The sequence below is a fragment of the Mesorhizobium sp. B1-1-7 genome (assembly GCF_006442705.1).
GTDB classification, from domain to species: domain Bacteria; phylum Pseudomonadota; class Alphaproteobacteria; order Rhizobiales; family Rhizobiaceae; genus Mesorhizobium; species Mesorhizobium opportunistum.
On sequence record NZ_VFWQ01000009.1, the window covers coordinates 276,131 to 293,149 of the forward strand.

Here is a 17,019-nt window from a genome sequence, read left to right on the forward strand (position 1 = left end):
GTTACCGGCCGCTTACTCAGGCGCGCCGGTGTCCGGGGAGGATGCAGATGGCCGCAAAAGACGATCCGATTATTATCAAGAAATACGCCAATCGCCGCCTCTACAATACGGGGACGAGCACCTATGTGACGCTCGAGGATCTGGCCGAGATGGTCAAGAAGGGCGAGGAGTTCACCGTCCAGGACGCCAAGACCGGCGACGACATCACGCATCCGGTGCTGACCCAGATCATCTTCGAACTGGAGAACAAGGACGGGCAGAACATGCTGCCGATCCCGTTCCTGCGCCAGCTCATCGCCTTCTATGGCGACCAGATGCAGATGATCGTGCCGAGCTTTCTCGAACAGTCGATGATCGCCTTTTCCAAGGAGCAGGAGCGCTTCCGCGAGCAGATGAAAGGCGCCATCGGCAAATCGCCGCTCGACGTGATGAAGATGGCGACGCCGATCAAGGCGCTTGAAGAACAGACGCGCCGCAACATGGAAATGTTCCAGAACGCGATGCGGCTGTTCACGCCGTTCCCGCCCGCGGGCTCGGCGCCTGCCGCGGCTCCCGCCGAGCCGGCCAGGAAGGAAGCGCCGGAGAAGCCCGACGATCTTCAGCAGCTGAAGGACCAGATCGCGGCCATGCAGCGCAAGCTCGACACGATGTCGTGAGCGCTATCATTCACGCAATCTACGGCAGCAATCCCTCATAGCGGCCGCGCGGCCTGATGATGCTGCCGCTCACGATCTGTTCGACCACATGCGCGGCCCAGCCGACGCTGCGTCCGAGCGCGAACAAATGGAACGGTGCGTCGCGGGGCAAGCCAAGGCTGCGCGTCAGCACGGCCAGGGCAAAATCGATATTCGCTGGAGCGCCCGTCGCGGCCATGGCGGCGGTTTCCAGCGATCGCAATGTCTCGTCGGTGTCGTCGATGGCCGCCAAGAGCGCTGTGGCGCGAGGATCGCCCTCGGGATAAAGCTGATGGCCGAAGCCCGGCAGCGGCCGGTCGTGGCCGAGCCAGCGCCGGATCGTGGCATCGGCGCCGTGCCGTGCCGCATCGTCGGCGAGTTGCATCACCGCTTCGCTGGCGCCACCGTGCCGGGGGCCGGAAAGCGTCGCCAGGCCCGCCAGCAGGCAAGCAGCAGGCGAGGCTCCGGTCGAGGCCGCGACGCGGGCGGCGAAGGTCGATGCGTTGAGTTCGTGGTCGGCGAGCAGCACAAGGGCGCGCCGGATTGCTTCCGCACCGCCATCATCCACCGACCAGCCCCGGGCCAATCGCCGATGCACCGGGTCGGATCCCGGCGAGGCACCGATGGCGCTGGCCAGCACGCCGATAGCGCGCGCGGCATCGGCGCAGAGCGAGGCGGCACTGCGTCCAAGCGAGGGCCGCCCCTGGCCGGCAAGCGTGGCAAGTTGCGCGAAGGCTGGAGCCCGGCCAAGCTGGCCGGAGGCATCCGACGCCTGCGCTTCGAAACTCACCGGTTCTGGCCGGGCCCAAAGCAGGGCGGCGGTTTCCTCCAGCGTGGCATGTTCGCAGAGCGCAACGGCGTCCCGACCCCGATAGACGAGCCTGCCATGCCAAACGGTCGAGATCGCCGTTGCGATCGACGGCTCGCCCCAGGCGATGGCGCTTTCGGCGATGGCCGAGGGGCTGCGTCCGCGCGCCCTTCGCGTCGCCAGCGCCGCCACATCGTCGGCGCGGTACTGGCTGCGGCGCGGATCGGCACGGTCGGGCCGCATGCCGATGCGCCCGCGGCTGACATAGGCGTAGAGCGTCTGCGGCCGCACCTTGAGCCGTTCCAGCGCCTCTTCACGTGACAACCATTCGGACATGTCGAGCCTTGATATTGATTCTATTGATCAAGATTGATGCCTGTGTCGCCCACCCTTATCTCCCATGCGCAAAAGCTTCAAGGAGACAGCTATGGCGAATGGGCTCGATGACGTGGTGGCGGCCGAAACAATCCTGTCGGACGTGGATGGCCTGGGCGGCCGCCTGACGATCCGCGGCCATTCCTTGCCGGAATTGGCGGGACGATGGACCTATCCGCAGGTCGTCCGCCTGCTGCTGGACGGTTTCTTCGACGACCTGCCCGGCGATGCCGAACTGGCGGCGAGCCTGGGCGAGGCACGCGTCGAGGTGTTCGATCGGCTCCAGCCTTCGCTGGTGCTGCTGGCGCCGCTCGACGTCTACAGTGCCATGCGCGCCGGGATGGCCTTATTACCGGACGGCGAAACGCTGGCGGATGCCCTGCGGCTGATCGCGGCGCCTGCGGTGCTGACGCCGGTCTTGCTGCGCCTGCAGCGCGGCGAGCAGCCGGTTGCGCCGGACGGCAAGGCCGACCATGCCGCCGACATGTTGAGGATGCTCAGAGGTTCCGCCCCGCCGCCGGCATTGGCAAAGGCACTGGATACCTATCTGGTGACGGTCTGCGACCACGGCCTCAATGCCTCCACCTTCGCCACCCGCGTCGTCGCCTCGACACTGGCTGGGCTGACCTCATCGGTGCTCGCCGGCCTCGGCGCGCTCAAGGGACCGCTGCATGGCGGCGCGCCCGGCCCGGTGATCGAGATGCTCGATGCCATCCAGGCGCATGGCGACGCGGCTGGCTGGCTGCGCGACGAGATCGCGCATGATAGGCGGATCATGGGGTTCGGCCATCGCATCTACCGCGTGCGCGATCCGCGCGCCGACGTGCTGAAGGCTGTCGTGCGGCGGATTGGCGGCGAAGGCGAGACCGGCCGCCGGCTGGCCTTCGCCGAAAAAGTCGAGCAAACGGCGCTCGATGTGCTTCGGATCGCCAAGCCGCAGCGCTCGCTGCAGACCAATGTCGAGTTCTACACCGCGCTCGTGCTGGAAGCTGCGGGTTTCCCCGCCCAAGCCTTCAGCAATGTCTTCGCGGCCGGGCGCGTTTCCGGCTGGATCGCGCATGCGCGTGAGCAGCAAACGACCGGCCGGCTGATCCGTCCGCAGTCGCGCTATGTCGGCCCGGTGCCGAACCTCGTCGCCTGAGACTGCAAGCCGGCCTCGACGGAACAAAGCTTCTCCGCCTCGAGGCGGAGAGGCTTTGCGCATGACCGAAATTTCATGTGATCACGCGACCGTGTTCGTGTTCTTGCCTTGGTCTGCCCTTATATGCTGCACTGCAACATAGTCGCGACCCTATCGCTCCGATTCCCGGGCAGATGGGTCGGCACCGAGGTAACAGGAACGCCATGACGAAGAACGGCAAGGCGGAGGAAAAGAAGAAGATCAACATCGCCCTTCAGGGAGGCGGCTCGCATGGCGCCTTTTCCTGGGGCGTGCTCGACCGGCTGCTGGAGGACGGACGGCTGGAGATTTCGGCCGTGTCCGGCACCAGCGCCGGGGCCATGAACGCGGTGGCACTGGCCGACGGATTTGTGCGCGGCGGGGTCGACGGCGCGCGACAAAAGCTCGATGATTTCTGGCACGCGGTAGCGGCGAAGGGCCGGTTCAGTCCGGTGCAGCGCATGCCATGGGATGTCGCCTGGGGCAACTGGTCGATCGAGAACACGCCGGGCTATGTCTTCTTCGACACCATGTCGCGGGTGTTCTCGCCCTATGTCGCCAACCCGCTTGGCCTCAATCCGCTGCGCGACGTGGTTCAGCAGGAGATCGATTTCAAGAATGTCCATGCCTGCAAGTCGATGGAACTGTTCATCTCCGCCACCAATGTCGAGACCGGGCAGCTGCGGGTGTTCTCCGATGGCGAGATCGACCTCGACACGGTGATGGCCTCGGCCTGCCTGCCGCAACTGTTCCGCGCCGTCGAGATCAAGGGCGTGCCCTACTGGGATGGCGGCTATGGCGGCAACCCGGCGCTCTATCCGTTCTTCAAGACGGCGGCGACCGAGGATGTGCTTCTGGTTCAGATCAATCCAGTGGTGCGGGAGGGAACGCCCAGGAGCGCCAACGAGATCCAGAACCGCATCGACGAGATCACCTTCAACGCCGGGCTGCTGCGCGAATTCCGCTCGATCGCCTTCGTCAAGGAACTGATCGCCGCAGGCCGGCTGCCGCATGGCGAATACCGCGACATCCGCATGCATCGCATCGATGCCGACGAGGCGTTCAAGGATCTGTCGGCGTCATCGAAGGTTAATGCCGAATGGGCATTCCTGACCTATCTGCGCGATCTCGGACGCACCGCCGCCAGCGACTGGCTTGAGGAGAATTACGACGCCGTCGGCAAACGGGCGACGCTCGATCTTTCCGGCGAACTCGATGACGGTTTCAAGCCGGTGCGCGGTCCCGCACCCGGCCGGCGGGTGAAGGAATTCCTGGCGGCGCGCAAGAACCCGGAGGCGGAGCGCCGTCGGGCCTGAGCCCGTCTGTTGCCGAAGAGCGATGGCCGAGGGCTTTCGGCATCCATGGATTTCGGACAGAGCGACAACCCGTACCGGCAACCAATGCGTGTGAACAACGCATCATCATGCTGACGCCTGCTGCCACCGACCTTCCGGCAATGCCTTGCGCTATCGCACGATATTGCCGGAAACCGGCGAGCGGAATGGTCGGCATCGTCGTTGCGCGTCGCATGGACAATGACCGGCATTGCTGCACGCACAGGGCGTTGGGGATGCGTCACGAATGGCAGGTCCAGCACCCTCCGGTGTTGGACGCACAGGCACTTTCGACGCCAGGTTCGATGCCCGCGGACTGGTCTTTGGCAATCTTAATCGGAATAACATTCCTGGCAATTTCATCAGTATTCCAATGCATTGCCTGGATTTTCCGGCGCCGGGCATCGGTGCCTGCCGTCGGCCGAAATGATTGTTCATCGATGAAAATCAGCGTCCGGATCAACGATCCGGCGCGCGACGGCAGCTGTATTTTTCGAGAACGCCACGTTGCCCGCCGGCAATGCCAAGCCGGTCGTCCGGGTTGGTCGTGGGGGCAGATCGTGAGCCGGCAGCAGGCGCTCCTCAGGGGCTGGCCAGGACGTCACGGACCGTTTCGCGGCTGCCACACTCTGTCCGGTTCCGCAATGCCGTTGCAACTTTCCGACTATATTGCGGTGCAACTTTGATGTAGAAGCGCGCTCGCCGATCACGGCAATTTGAACACGGTCAGGCGCGCACCCATATCGGCGACGCGCCCGCGTCATGAGGGCGCGGTGCTGGCCGAACCCGCAGTGGAAAAAAACGACGATGCCGAGAATCAGGTTTCACAAGCTTGCAGCCATTGTTGTGCTTATCGGTTTCGCGGCCTGGATGGCGACAGGCGAATTCTCGTCGGTGGGCAGCGCCGCTGTCGACCACCAGAAGGCGGGCGAGCCCGCCAAGGCGCAGGACGCTGGCAAGCCGAAGGCTGAAGCCGAGCCGAAGGCGCCGTTGCGCACCGTCGCGGTGGTGACGCCGCCGCGCAAGACCTATGCGCGCGCCATCCGCATTTCCGGGCTGACCGAGGCCGACAAGCGCGCGGTGCTGGCGACACGCGTCGCTGGCGTCATCGAAAAGCTGCCAGTCAAGCAAGGCGATCACGTCAAGACCGGCGATCTGGTGCTGATGTTGGCGGCCGAGGAAAAGATCTCGATGCGCGACAATGCCAAGCAGCTTGTCGCGCAGCGCCAGGCCGAACTGGAGGCGTCGCTGCGGCTGATGAAGACCGGCAATTTGCCCAAGCTGCAGCTCGACACCGCCCGCTCCAATCTGACCCTGGCGCAATCGCAGCTGGATACCGCACAGGCCGAGCTTGATCGCAACGAAGTCAAGGCGCCGTTCGACGGCGTCATCGACCGGGTGCCGGTGGAACTTGGCAGTTCGGTCATGCAGGGCGGCGAGGTGGCGACCATCCTCAAGCTCGATCCGGTGATCGCCCGCGGCGAGATCAGCGAGCGCGACCTGGGCTATCTCAAGCTCGGCGACAAGGCCAATGTGCGGCTGGTCAGCGGCCAGACGGTCGAAGGCACCGTGCGCTACATCAGCCGCGATGCGTCGTCGGCGACCCGCACCTTCCGTGTCGAGGTCGCCATCCCCAATGGCGACGGCTCGGTGCCGGCCGGCATGACGGCGGAAATCCAGCTCAGCGCGCTGCCCACCGACGCGGTGCTTTTGCCGCGTTCGGTGGTGACGCTCGGCGACAAGGGCGATCTGGGCATCCGCGCCGTCGGCAAGGACAACAAGGTGGCGTTCTTCCCGATCGACCTGGTCGACGACACGCCGACCGGTCTCGTGCTCGGCGGTATCCCGGCCGATGCGCGCATCATCGTCGCCGGCCAGGAATTGGTGAAGGAAGGCGATGAGGTCAAGCCGGTCGAGGCCGACCAGGCGACCATCAACAAGCTGATCGGCGAAGCCACCGCCGGGACGCAGTAGCGCGGCGACGCCGGCGCCGGGCCTTGCCCGGCGACGTCAGTCCGTTCGCCACTCCCGAAGCAACAGCAGGCAGATGTCATGGATATCGTCAGACTCGCAATCAACAATGCCCGCCTGACCATCTCGGTCCTGGTCTTCCTGCTGATTGCAGGCTGGGTCGCCTATCAGTCGACACCGAAGGAAGCGGAACCGGACGTTCCGATTCCGATGATGTATGTCAGCCTGATCTATCAAGGCATTTCGCCTGAGGATTCCGAGCGCCTTCTGCTGCGGCCGATGGAAAGCAAGCTGAAAAGCCTGAAGGGCCTCAAGGAGATGCGCTCGGCCGCCTTCCAGGGCGGCGGCTATGTGCTGGTCGAGTTCCAGCCGCAGACCAACCTTGCGACGGCGCTGCAGGATACGCGCTCCAAGGTGCAGGACGGCAAGGCCGACCTGCCGCAGGCGGCTGAGGAGCCCGTCGTCACCGAGGTCAACATTTCCGAATTTCCGGTGCTCGTCGTGACACTGTCGGGCGATTTGCCCGAACGCGTCCTGACCGCCGCGGCGCGCGAATTGCGCGACCGTATCGAGGAAGTGCCCGGCGTTCTCGAAGGCTCGCTGCAGGGCTCGCGCGACGATCTCGTCGAAGTCGTCATCGATCCGATGAAACTGTCTTCCTATGGCTTGCAGCTCGACCAGCTGATCGGCGCCGTCGGCGCTTCCAACAGCCTGGTCGCCGCCGGCAACATTGAAGGCTCCGAAGGCAAATACGCGGTCAAGGTGCCATCGCTGATCGAGACGCCCGAGGATGTTGCGGCCTTGCCGGTGGTCGCCGGTCCCAATGCCGTGGTGCAGGCCAAGGATATCGCGACGATCCGCTCGACCTTTGCCGACGCAGAGACGATCACCCGCCTCAACGGCAAGCCGGCCATCGCCATCGAAGTCAAGAAGCGCATCGGCGCCAATCTGATCGACACGCTCACCAAGGTGAGGGAGGTGTCCGACGGTTTCGTCAAGACGATGCCCGAGGGCATGCACGTCACCTACACGCAGGACAAGTCGGTCTTCGTCAACCAGTTGCTTGGCGATCTGCAGAACCATGTGATGATCGCGGTGATCCTGGTGTTCATCGTCATCCTCTATGCGCTGTCCGGCCGTGCCTCGCTGCTCATCGGCCTGGCCATCCCGTCGTCCTTCCTGATCGGCATCCTGTTGCTCGCCATGATGGGTTACACGATCAACATGATCGTGCTGTTCAGCCTCATCCTGGCCGTCGGCATGCTGGTCGACGATGCCATCATCGTCACCGAATTCGCCGAACGGCGCATGAGCGAGGGCATGCCGAAGCAGGATGCCTTCGCGCTGGCCGCCAAGCGCATGGCTGGTCCGGTCATCGCGGCGACGATGACGCGCATTGCCGCCTTCTCGCCACTCTTATTTTGGCCCGGCATCATCGGCGATTTCATGAAGTACATGCCGATCACGCTGATCGTCACGCTGTCGGCGTCGATGCTCTACGCGCTGGTCTTCGCGCCGACGCTGGGCGCGATCTTCGCCAAGGCGCCGCAGCATCACGAGGATGACAATCGCGACGGCTGGTACATGGCCGTCGTCAAGCAAGCGGTGCGCTTCCCCATCACCGTGATGGTGCTCACCGTCGTCCTGCTTGCCGGCATCTTCGTCGGCTATTCGAAATACGGCGCAGGCGTCGAGTTCTTCCCGAGTGTCGAGCCCGACTACGGCCTGCTCTATGTGCACGCCCGTGGCAACCTTTCGCTGGCCGAAATGGATACCGCGACGAAGATCGCGGAAAATCGGATGCTTGGTTGGCCCGGGATCAAATCCGTCTACACCCGCGTCGGCAAGACGCAGGGCGGCGGCCAGGATGTGCCCGAAGACGTGGTCGGCGTCATCCAGTATGAATTCATCGACTGGCGCGAGCGCAAATCGGCGAACCAGATCCTGAACGATCTGCGCGGCGTCATGGCCGGCATTCCAGGCGTCGACGTCGAGGTTCGCGTGCCCGAGGCCGGACCGCCGACCGGCAAGCCGATCCAGATCAGGCTTTCGGCTGTCGATCCCAAGGGGCTCGACGACAAGGCCCGGGCCGTTGCGGCGCGCGTGGCCAAAGTGCCCGGCGTCATAGATATTTCCGATGGCCTGCCGCCACCCGGTGTGGATTGGGCGCTCGAGGTCGACCGCGCCAAGGCGGCGCAATACGGCATCAGTCCGACTGCTGTCGGCACAGTCGTCCAGCTGGTAACCAACGGGCTGAAGCTCTCGGAATACCGGCCGGCCGGCGCTGATGATGCCGTCGATATCAGACTGCGCCTGCCCGAAGACCGGCGCACACTGTCGACGCTCGACGAACTTCGTGTGCAGACCTCGCAGGGCTCGGTGCCGATCTCGAACTTCGTCATCCGCAAGCCCGAGCCGACGGTCGGTATCCTCAACCGCATCGACGGCGCGCGTACGGTGGTGGTGCAGGCCAACGTTGCCGCCGGCCAACAGGTCGCGGCTGTCCAGCAGGAGGTCACCAAGGCGGTCGCCGGCATGGATCTCGGCAGCGGCATCCGCTGGAAGCTGGCCGGCTCGAACGAGGACAGCGCCGAAGCCAGCGCCTTCCTCAGCAAGGCCTTCGGCGCCGCGATCTTCCTGATCTTCCTGGTGCTCTTGGCGCAGTTCAACAAGTTCACCAGCGTCTGGCTGGTGCTGTCCTGCGTGGTCATGGCGACGATCGGCGTGTTCCTCGGACTGCTGATAACGGGCGAGACGTTCGGCATCGTCATGTCGGGCATCGGCGTCATCGCTCTGGCCGGCGTTGTGGTGAACAACAACATCGTGCTGATCGACACCTATGACCGGCTGCGCGAAGAGGGCTGGGACAAGATGGAGGCCGTGCTGCAGACCTGCCGCGAGCGCGCGCGCCCGGTGGTGCTGACGGCGGTGTCGGCCATTCTCGGCGTGCTGCCGATCGCCTTTGGTCTTGGCCTGGAAATCTTCCACCACGAGACGACGATCAACGCGCCGTCGACGCAATGGTGGATTTCGCTGTCCTCGGCGATCGTCTTCGGCCTGTCCTTCGCCACGGTGCTGACGCTGGTGGTGACACCCTCGATGCTGATGGTGTTCACCCGCGCCAAGGTCAAGCCCGGCGCCCGGCGCAGCTTGTTCAGCCGGCTGTTCCGGCGCGGTAAGGGCGAGATCTCGTCGGATGCGCCAAAACCGGATGCCGGTTCGGAACCAGCGATCGCCTTCCCGAAAGCCGCCGAATAGGCACGACTTTCCGATTTGAGTGCAAAAGGCCGTCCGGAACAACCGGGCGGCCTTTTGCATTGTCCCTCAGCCTCATGGGTTCAAATGCGGGGAAGTCTCATGCCGATCACCACCATCGTCATTATCATCCTGGTCCTTGTCCTCATCGGCGCGGTGCCGGCATGGCCGCATTCACGCTCCTGGGGTTATGGGCCGTCGGGCATTCTTGGCGTGGTGCTGGTGGTGGTTTTGATACTTGTGCTGATGGGCAGGATCTGAGCTGACGCGCAGCTCCTGGGGTGCGTTCAGGCGGTCTTGGCCAAAGTTCCGGCCATCGCGATGCCGATGTCCTCCAGAGCCTCGGCGACAGCCTGGTCGAGCGGCGTATGCGGGATCTCGCCGATGATGGCTTCCAGCCGCGTCGAGGCCAACCGGTGCGGCTCGAAGCGCAGATAGGACATCGAGACGATCTCACGCCACATCGCCACGAACGGGCTGCCGGCGCGCAGCACCCACCAAGGCATCGAGGTCATCTTGAGCGGGCGGCCAACAGCCTTCTCGGCCGCCGCCTTGATCTCCAGGTCGGTGACCGCGTGGCCGGGAAAGTTCAGCGCCTCGTAGGAGCCGAGCTTGTCGAGATTCTTGACCAGCGCGACGAAGCCCACGGCGAAGTCCGGCAGATAGGCCCATTCATGCACCAGATCGGCCGGGCCGGGCGCGGTGTAGACGCCCTTGGCGATCTTGGCGGCGACGATCAGGTCGAACCAAGAGCCGCTGCCGGTGCCGCCGAAGAAGTCGCCGGCCCGCAGAACAATGGTGCGAACCCGACCGGCGTCGGCCTCGCTGCGAAACAGCGCCTCCATGGCGCAGCGGATGCGGCCTTTTTCCGTCGTCGGATGGAAGGGCGTGTCCTCGGTGATCACCGCCGGCATCGGCGAGCCGTAGTTGTAAACGGTGCCGGGGAAGAGATGCAGCGCGCCGTTGGCATGGCAGGCGGCCATGACGTTCTCGGCCATCGGCAGGCACTTGCCCCAGTCGGTGTAGATCGGATTGAGGCCGTTGAAGATGATGTCGACACCTTGCGTGGCGCGGATGAGGGCCTCGCGGTCAAGCGCGTCGCCGGCAATTGCGGTCGCACCCTTGAGTCCGGCCGGCAGCTTGCCGCTGCGGGTGACGGCGCGGACGTCGAAGCCGGCATCGATGAATGCCTTGGCGACGACGCGGCCGAGCCGGCCATTGGCGCCGAGGATTGCGATCTTGGTCATTTGAGTTACTCCTGTTTGGGTTGTTGCGGTCGGTATCGGTGTTTGCAGGCCGAATATGATTGCCGCACGGATGAATTGAAATTGACCATGGATGCAGTTCTGATATTCATTCTTGAATGGCTGACATCGACTGGAACCTGATCAAGAGCTTCGTCACGGTGGCGGAAACCGGCAGCCTGTCGGCCGCGGCGCGAAAGCTGTCGGCAAGCCAGCCGACGCTTGGCCGCCACATCTCGGAATTGGAACAGGCGCTCGGCGTCACGCTGTTCCGGCGTGGGCGCAGCGGTTATGCGCTGACGGAAGCCGGGGCCACGCTGTTCGAGCGTGGCAAGACGGTCAGCGAGCAGGCAAGTGCCTTCTCACTCTTGGCGCAGGGCTCGGTCGAGGCCATCGAAGGCACGGTGCGCATTGCCGCCAGCGAGGTGGTGGCTGCCTATGTGCTGCCGGAGATGATGGCACGGCTCGGCATCGAGGAGCCCGGCATCGAGGTCGAAATCGTTGCCTCGAACCAGGTCGAGAACCTGTTGCGCAGGGACGCGGACATCGCCATCCGCATGGTCAAGCCAGCGCAGAACGAATTGGTGGCGCGCAAGGTCTGCGACATCCCCCTCTGCGCCTGCGCGGCCATTTCCTATCTCGACAGGCGCGGTCGCCCCCTGGAGCCGGGCGACCTCGTCGATCACGCCCTGATCGGCTTCGACCGCAGCGACGAGATGATCCGAGGCTTTGTGCAGGCCGGCATCCCCGTCACGCGGAACAGTTTCCGCTTCAGGGCCGACAACCAGATGGTTCTGTGGGAAGCGGTGCGGGCGGGAAATGGCATTGGCCTCGGCCAGGAGCCGCTGGCCGAGCGTGACCCGCTGGTGGAGAAGGTGCTGCCCGGCCTGCCGCTGCCCGCTTTGCCGGTCTGGCTGGCCATGCATCGCGACGTGCGCACCAGCGTGCGCATCCGCCGCGTGGCGGATTTTCTCCATGAGGAACTGAAACGCTATTCGGCCGGCGCAGGCGCGAATTCGGCGCGGTGAGCAAGGCCTGCCATCAGCAGCACGACGATCAGCAGACCCGACATGGCAACGAAGATCGGGCCGAAGCTGGAATGCTCGGCGACGAAGCCGATCGCCGATGGCGCCACGAGGATGCCGGAATAGCCCATGGTGGTGACGACGCTCATGCCGGTGCCGGACGACATGCCTTCCTGGTTGCCGCCGGCCGAAAAGATGATCGGCACCATATTGGCGATGCCGAAGCCGCAAAGGGCAAAGGCCGCGATGGCGAGCCAGGGTGAGGGCGACAGGCCGGCGATCAGCATGCCGGCAGCAGCAATGACAGCTGAGCCGCGCAGGGTCGTCACGGCTCCGAAACGATTGCGCACGCCATCGCCGAAGAAGCGCATGATGGCCATGACGCCGGAAAAGGCGGCATAGGCGAGGCCGGCAATGGCAAGGTCGGCGCCGAGTTCCTGCCTGAGGTAAAGCGCTGCCCAGTCGAGCACCGCGCCCTCGGAGACCATCGTCAGCAACGCCATCAGCCCGACCAGATAGACCAGCGGGTTCGCCGGCAGGGCGAACTTGCGATGCTCGGCCGCTTGCGGCTTGCCCTCGGCAATGAGATGGCCGACCGCCAACGCGATCACCGCGAAAGCGAGTGCGGTCACCACCGCGGCATGGGCGAGATGGCCATAGTTCTGGATGGCGAAGCCACCAAGGGCGCCGCCGGCGAAACCGCCGAGGCTCCAGAAGCCATGCGAGGACGACATGATCGCGCGCGACAATTTTCGCTCCACCACCACGGCATTGGCGTTCATGGCGACATCCATGCCGCCGATCGAGCCGCCGAAGATGAACATGGCGATCGCCGCCAGCGGCACGTTGGGCGCCAGCGCCACGACCAGCAAGCCAAGGCTGCCGCAAAGACCGAACCAGCGCAGCACGGTGCGCGAACCATGTTTCGAGATCAGGTGGCCGCACCAGGTCATGGCCGTGACCGCGCCGGCGCCAAACAGCAGGATCAAAAGGCCGAGCGTGAACTTCGAGATATCCAGCCGGGTCAGGAACACCGGGATCTGCGGCGCCCAACTGCCGGTCAGGAAGCCGTTGGCCAGAAAAATGGCCGCGACGGCCCACCGTCCGCGAATGGCAGTCTGCATGGCGGTTGACGCATTCATACGGTGAATCCGGTCGAGAATTGGACTTTGCGCGGGAAATTAGATCGATTCAATTTGCAGTCAAGCGTCGGTTGCCCGGAAGTGTTTGGACCAAAGACGCAAATAAGGTCGGTATCGTTCGTAGCGGACTTATCCGCGTTGGAGATTAGCGAAAACGCTTCTCTCTTCGTCATCCACGGGCGGAGCAAGGAGCGAAGCGACGCGGCGCAGACCCGAGGATGACGAAGGCGCGTAGCATTATCGATGAAGAACGTGGATTGCTCTAATGATCCGTGGGCCGCCTTGCCTCGAATTCGGCCTTCTTGGCTTCGGAAGCTTCGGTCTGGTGAAGCGCCTGCCATTGCGCATAGGGCATGCCGTAGACGATCTCGCGCGACTGGTCCTTGTCGAGATCGACGCCTTCGGCGTTTGCCGCCTCGCGATACCAGTTCGACAGGCAGTTGCGGCAGAAGCCGGCGAGGTTCATCAGGTCGATGTTCTGCACGTCGCTGCGCTCCCTGAGATGCTCGACCAGCCGGCGAAAGGCTGCGGCTTCGAAGTCGCGTTTCTGCTCGTCGCTGAGTTTGGTCATCGAAACCTCCGTCATAGCGGCCCGGTGCGCGAGCCGAACATTTTTACCGCATGTATATCGGGACGGCGGTCGATGGCGTCAACGATCGGCGCCAGGCGTTCGGCCCAGGCGATGGCGCTCTTCTGATCCGATATCAGGTCCTGGCGGATTTCGATCAGCGCGTGGGCATAGCCATTGACGATGGCATGCCTGAACATGGTGTCGCCGCGCAGCGCGCCGTCATAGGGTTCATTGTCGCCAACCACGAGACCCTCGTCCTCGGCCAGCATGTCGATCAGCGGCCGCGCCACCCGGTCGTCCCGATCCCAGAGGATCCCGACATGCCACGGACGCTGCCTGCCCTGCATGACCGGCGTGAAGGAATGCACGGAGAAAATGAAAGGTGCCTGCCCGAACGCTTGCGCAACCGAAGCGATCATGGCGCCGACCGCGTCGTGATAGGGCCGGTAGAAGCGGTCGAGCCGCCTTTCACGCTCCTCAGGCGCGAGCGGATAGTTTCCGGGCACCACCGTGCCGTCGTAGAGCTGGCGGATGAGCGTCGGGTCGTCCTCACCGCGATTGGGATCGATCAGCAGCCGTGAGAAATTGGCGAGCACCGCCGGGACGTCGAGCAAGGCGGCGAGTTCGCGCGTCACCGCTTCGACACCGATATCGTAGGCGATATGGCGGTCGAACTCCGCCGGGGGCAGGCCGAGGCTGCCATACTCGTCGGGCAGGTCGCGTCGGGCATGATCGGCCAGGAGCACGATGCCTCGCTTGCGATCGCCCTCGACAATGTCGAAAGGCGCGAAAACTGTGGATCGGGTCATTGGCGGAAAATGGTCTGTTCGCTGGCTTCCAGGGAGGGTGCTATCGTCATTCCACGAAGGCGACGCTTGCGCAATGCCGTTGTTTGGCCAAGGTTTCCCGGGAAATCTGGTGGAAGTCGGCGAATTGTGCGCCGGAGCCTTTCTAAATCGATTGGAATTGAACAAAACGGTGCGTTGACATGCGCCCGGACTTTTCCGAAAAGGGGCGCAGAGAGATGCTGATGTGGTTCTTGAGGGGTTTTGGAATGGGTTCCGCCGGCAGGCAGCGCATGCGCTCTGCCTTTGCCATGCCGCTCCTGACCCTGACCGTCGGCATGTCGGCAATGGTCATGGCCTCGCCGGCGCGCGCCGATTTCCGTGTCTGCAACGCCACGCAGAACCTGGTCGGCGTCGGCATCGGCTATCGCGCCAAGGCCGGCTGGATCACCGAAGGCTGGTGGCACATCGAAGGATCGAGCTGCAAGACGTTGATCGAAGGGCCGCTGTCATCAAGGTTTTACTATCTTTATGCAGAAGACGCAGAGCGCGGCGGACGCTGGGACGGCCCGATCAACATGTGCGTGGCTGAAAAAGAGTTCAAGATCGCCGGCGTAAACGACTGCGTCGCCCGGGGCTTCCAACGCGCCGGATTCCAGGAATATGACACGGGCGAACAGGCAAGCTGGATGGTCCAGCTGACCGATGAGCCCGCAACGGGAGGCGCTCCAGCCGCCCCGGGAACAAATAGTCAATGAGACGCAGCCGCAAGGTCAAGATCCTAGCCACCATCGGTCCGGCCTCCTCCTCCGAGGAGATGCTGAAGAAGCTGTTCGAAGCCGGTGCGGATGTCTTCCGTATCAACATGAGCCATACCGATCACGAACTGATGCGCACGCTGGTCGGCCGCATCCGGGCCGTCGAGGAACAGGTCGGGCGGCCGATCGGCATCCTCGCCGACCTGCAAGGTCCGAAGCTGCGCGTTGGCAAGTTCGCCAATGGCAAGGAAGTGCTGACGCTAGGCCAGACCTTCACGCTCGACGACAATCCCGAGCCGGGCACGTCGGCCAGGGTCTATCTGCCGCATCCGGAAATCCTGAGTTCGGTCGAGGCCGGCCACCGCCTGCTGATCGACGACGGCAAGCTCGAACTGAAGGCGGTGAAGAGCAATGGCAAGTCGATCGTCTGCACCGTCGTTGCCGGCACCACGATTTCCGACAAGAAGGGCGTCAGCCTGCCTGACACAGACCTACCGGTCGGCGCGCTGACCGAAAAGGACCGCAGGGATCTCGACGCGGTGCTCGCCACGGGCGTCGACTGGGTCGCGCTGTCCTTCGTGCAGCGGCCCGAGGATCTGGCCGAGGCGCGCAAGATCGCACGCGGCCGGGCGCTGATCATGGCCAAGATCGAAAAGCCGCAAGCCGTTGCCCGGCTGGCCGAGATCATCGAATTGTCCGATGCGCTGATGGTCGCCCGTGGCGATCTCGGCGTCGAGATGCCACTCGAGGCCGTGCCTGGCATCCAGAAGCAGATCACGCGCGCCGCGCGCCGCGCCGGCAAGCCGGTGGTGGTGGCCACGCAGATGCTGGAATCGATGATCACCGCGCCCGTGCCGACCCGCGCCGAGGTGTCCGACGTCTCGATCGCCGTGTTCGAAGGCGCCGACGCCATCATGCTGTCGGCCGAATCGGCGGCGGGTGCCTATCCCGTCGAAGCGGTGGCAATGATGAACCGCATCGCCGCCAAGGTCGAAACCGATCCGACCTATGCCGGCATCATCAACGCGCAGCGCTCCGAGCCCGAAGCGACCGGTGCCGACGCCATTTCGCTGGCCGCGCGCGAAATCGCCGAAACGCTGAAGCTGTCGGCGATCATCACCTACACCGCATCTGGCACCACTGGCCTGCGCGCTGCGCGCGAACGGCCGCAGGTACCGATCATCGCGTTGTCGCCGATTCTCAACACGGCCAGGCGGCTGTCGCTGTTGTGGGGCACGCATTGCGTCGTCTCGCCCGATGCCACCGACCTCGACGACATGGTCAACCGTGCCTGCCGCATCGCGCTCGAAGAGGAATTCGGCAAGCCTGGCGACCGCGTCATCATCACGGCCGGCGTGCCGCTGAGGACGCCCGGATCGACCAACATGCTGCGCATCGCCTATGTCGGATCGGAAACTGCCGGCCGGTAAAGCGGGGCTTCAGCCTGTCGCAATTCTGAGTGCTCGTGCCGCGGCTTCAGCGTGATCTCTGCGCTGAAGAAACCGGTATGCGCGAGGAATAGGGTCGTGCAGGTACTGATCCGGGCCCAGTATCTTTCGCCGGTTGAGTTCGGCCGTATCGAGCAGATCGAAATCGACCTTCTCGATCGTGCAATGCCATCCCGCACTGTGCGAGGCCCATCCTTTGCTGTGGTGTACCAGGAGCCGCTCACGGCTGGAGTAGCCGTGGTAGTCGAAAGCGACGATGCCGTTCGTCACATAGATATGGTTTCCCGAAAAACCTTCGCCTGGAATGATCCGCTCTGCGTAAAATCCCCCCAGAGGGGGATGCTTGAGGAAGGTGCCGGCGAGAATGGCGCATGCGCCATGACCGAAGAAGATGCGATCCGGCAGCGCCCATCGCTTTTCGGGGTTTCTCTTTATGCCGTGCTTCAGGACGTACATGCCGCTCGGGTCCT

At 64.1% G+C, this 17,019-nt stretch carries 17 protein-coding genes; 10 read left to right on the forward strand and 7 right to left on the reverse strand.

The genetic code is table 11. From position 1 onward, the window contains the following. Positions 1–47: 47 nt before the first annotated feature. On the forward strand, positions 48–656 hold the full coding sequence (gene phaR, locus FJ978_RS17705; protein WP_140573105.1) for a polyhydroxyalkanoate synthesis repressor PhaR: 609 nt from the start codon (positions 48–50) through the stop codon (positions 654–656). 19 nt (positions 657–675) lie between these two features. Here phaR and FJ978_RS17710 read toward each other — a convergent pair whose 3' ends face one another. Further along, positions 676–1,818: a citrate synthase gene (locus FJ978_RS17710; RefSeq protein WP_140573106.1), complete on the reverse strand. Its 1,143-nt coding sequence runs from the start codon at positions 1,816–1,818 to the stop codon at positions 676–678. Between the two features lie 91 nt (positions 1,819–1,909). On the opposite strand from FJ978_RS17710, the gene FJ978_RS17715 reads away from it, so the two are divergent. From FJ978_RS17715 to FJ978_RS17740, 6 genes are all read left to right on the forward strand, one after another. After that, positions 1,910–2,998 (forward strand): citrate synthase/methylcitrate synthase, encoded by a 1,089-nt coding sequence (locus FJ978_RS17715; protein WP_140573107.1) that lies wholly within the window; start codon positions 1,910–1,912, stop codon positions 2,996–2,998. A 203-nt stretch (positions 2,999–3,201) separates the two neighbouring features. Continuing rightward, positions 3,202–4,332 carry a patatin-like phospholipase family protein gene (locus FJ978_RS17720; RefSeq protein ID WP_013892572.1) on the forward strand — a complete coding sequence of 377 codons (1,131 nt, stop codon included), beginning with the start codon at positions 3,202–3,204 and terminating at the stop codon, positions 4,330–4,332. Between the two features lie 185 nt (positions 4,333–4,517). Continuing rightward, complete coding sequence (locus FJ978_RS17725) at positions 4,518–5,036, forward strand: hypothetical protein (RefSeq protein WP_140573108.1); 519 nt, start codon at positions 4,518–4,520, stop codon at positions 5,034–5,036. Between the two features lie 121 nt (positions 5,037–5,157). Further along, entirely contained in the window at positions 5,158–6,324 is a 1,167-nt protein-coding gene (locus FJ978_RS17730) for an efflux RND transporter periplasmic adaptor subunit (protein ID WP_140573109.1), read from the forward strand. A 78-nt stretch (positions 6,325–6,402) separates the two neighbouring features. Then, positions 6,403–9,579 carry an efflux RND transporter permease subunit gene (locus tag FJ978_RS17735; protein ID WP_140573110.1) on the forward strand — a complete coding sequence of 1,059 codons (3,177 nt, stop codon included), beginning with the start codon at positions 6,403–6,405 and terminating at the stop codon, positions 9,577–9,579. A gap of 99 nt (positions 9,580–9,678) precedes the next feature. Beyond that, positions 9,679–9,837 carry a DUF3309 family protein gene (locus tag FJ978_RS17740; protein ID WP_023763678.1) on the forward strand — a complete coding sequence of 53 codons (159 nt, stop codon included), beginning with the start codon at positions 9,679–9,681 and terminating at the stop codon, positions 9,835–9,837. 26 nt (positions 9,838–9,863) lie between these two features. On the opposite strand, the gene FJ978_RS17745 is transcribed toward FJ978_RS17740, so the two are convergent. Continuing rightward, positions 9,864–10,823 carry an SDR family oxidoreductase gene (locus tag FJ978_RS17745; RefSeq protein WP_140573111.1) on the reverse strand — a complete coding sequence of 320 codons (960 nt, stop codon included), beginning with the start codon at positions 10,821–10,823 and terminating at the stop codon, positions 9,864–9,866. A 116-nt stretch (positions 10,824–10,939) separates the two neighbouring features. Here FJ978_RS17745 and FJ978_RS17750 point away from each other — a divergent pair, with 116 nt between their 5' ends. Next, positions 10,940–11,848 carry a LysR family transcriptional regulator gene (locus FJ978_RS17750; protein ID WP_140573112.1) on the forward strand — a complete coding sequence of 303 codons (909 nt, stop codon included), beginning with the start codon at positions 10,940–10,942 and terminating at the stop codon, positions 11,846–11,848. On the opposite strand, the gene FJ978_RS17755 is transcribed toward FJ978_RS17750, so the two are convergent. The 4 genes from FJ978_RS17755 to FJ978_RS32830 all read right to left on the reverse strand — a co-directional run bounded on the left by FJ978_RS17755 (position 11,812) and on the right by FJ978_RS32830 (position 14,698). Then, positions 11,812–12,987: an MFS transporter gene (locus FJ978_RS17755; RefSeq protein WP_140573113.1), complete on the reverse strand. Its 1,176-nt coding sequence runs from the start codon at positions 12,985–12,987 to the stop codon at positions 11,812–11,814. The genes FJ978_RS17750 and FJ978_RS17755 overlap by 37 nt on opposite strands. Positions 12,988–13,249: 262 nt before the next feature. Then, positions 13,250–13,558, reverse strand: coding sequence for a DUF1244 domain-containing protein (locus tag FJ978_RS17760; protein ID WP_013892578.1), 309 nt, complete (start codon positions 13,556–13,558; stop codon positions 13,250–13,252). An 11-nt stretch (positions 13,559–13,569) separates the two neighbouring features. Then, a complete protein-coding gene (locus FJ978_RS17765) occupies positions 13,570–14,367 on the reverse strand; it encodes an N-formylglutamate amidohydrolase (protein WP_140573114.1) in 798 nt (265 codons plus the stop codon). Between the two features lie 142 nt (positions 14,368–14,509). Continuing rightward, positions 14,510–14,698, reverse strand: coding sequence for a hypothetical protein (locus tag FJ978_RS32830; RefSeq protein WP_167313525.1), 189 nt, complete (start codon positions 14,696–14,698; stop codon positions 14,510–14,512). Between FJ978_RS32830 and FJ978_RS17770 the strand changes: the two genes are divergently transcribed. Together FJ978_RS17770 and pyk are read left to right on the forward strand one after the other, a co-directional pair. Then, positions 14,637–15,101 (forward strand): DUF1036 domain-containing protein, encoded by a 465-nt coding sequence (locus FJ978_RS17770; protein WP_174324774.1) that lies wholly within the window; start codon positions 14,637–14,639, stop codon positions 15,099–15,101. The genes FJ978_RS32830 and FJ978_RS17770 overlap by 62 nt on opposite strands. Beyond that, positions 15,098–16,531 (forward strand): pyruvate kinase, encoded by a 1,434-nt coding sequence (gene pyk / locus FJ978_RS17775; RefSeq protein WP_140573115.1) that lies wholly within the window; start codon positions 15,098–15,100, stop codon positions 16,529–16,531. Before FJ978_RS17770 ends, pyk begins: the two co-directional genes overlap by 4 nt. Positions 16,532–16,540: 9 nt before the next feature. Here pyk and FJ978_RS17780 read toward each other — a convergent pair whose 3' ends face one another. Next, positions 16,541–17,005, reverse strand: a complete 465-nt coding sequence (locus FJ978_RS17780; protein ID WP_140573116.1) for a hypothetical protein — start codon at positions 17,003–17,005, stop codon at positions 16,541–16,543. Positions 17,006–17,019 lie beyond the last annotated feature (14 nt).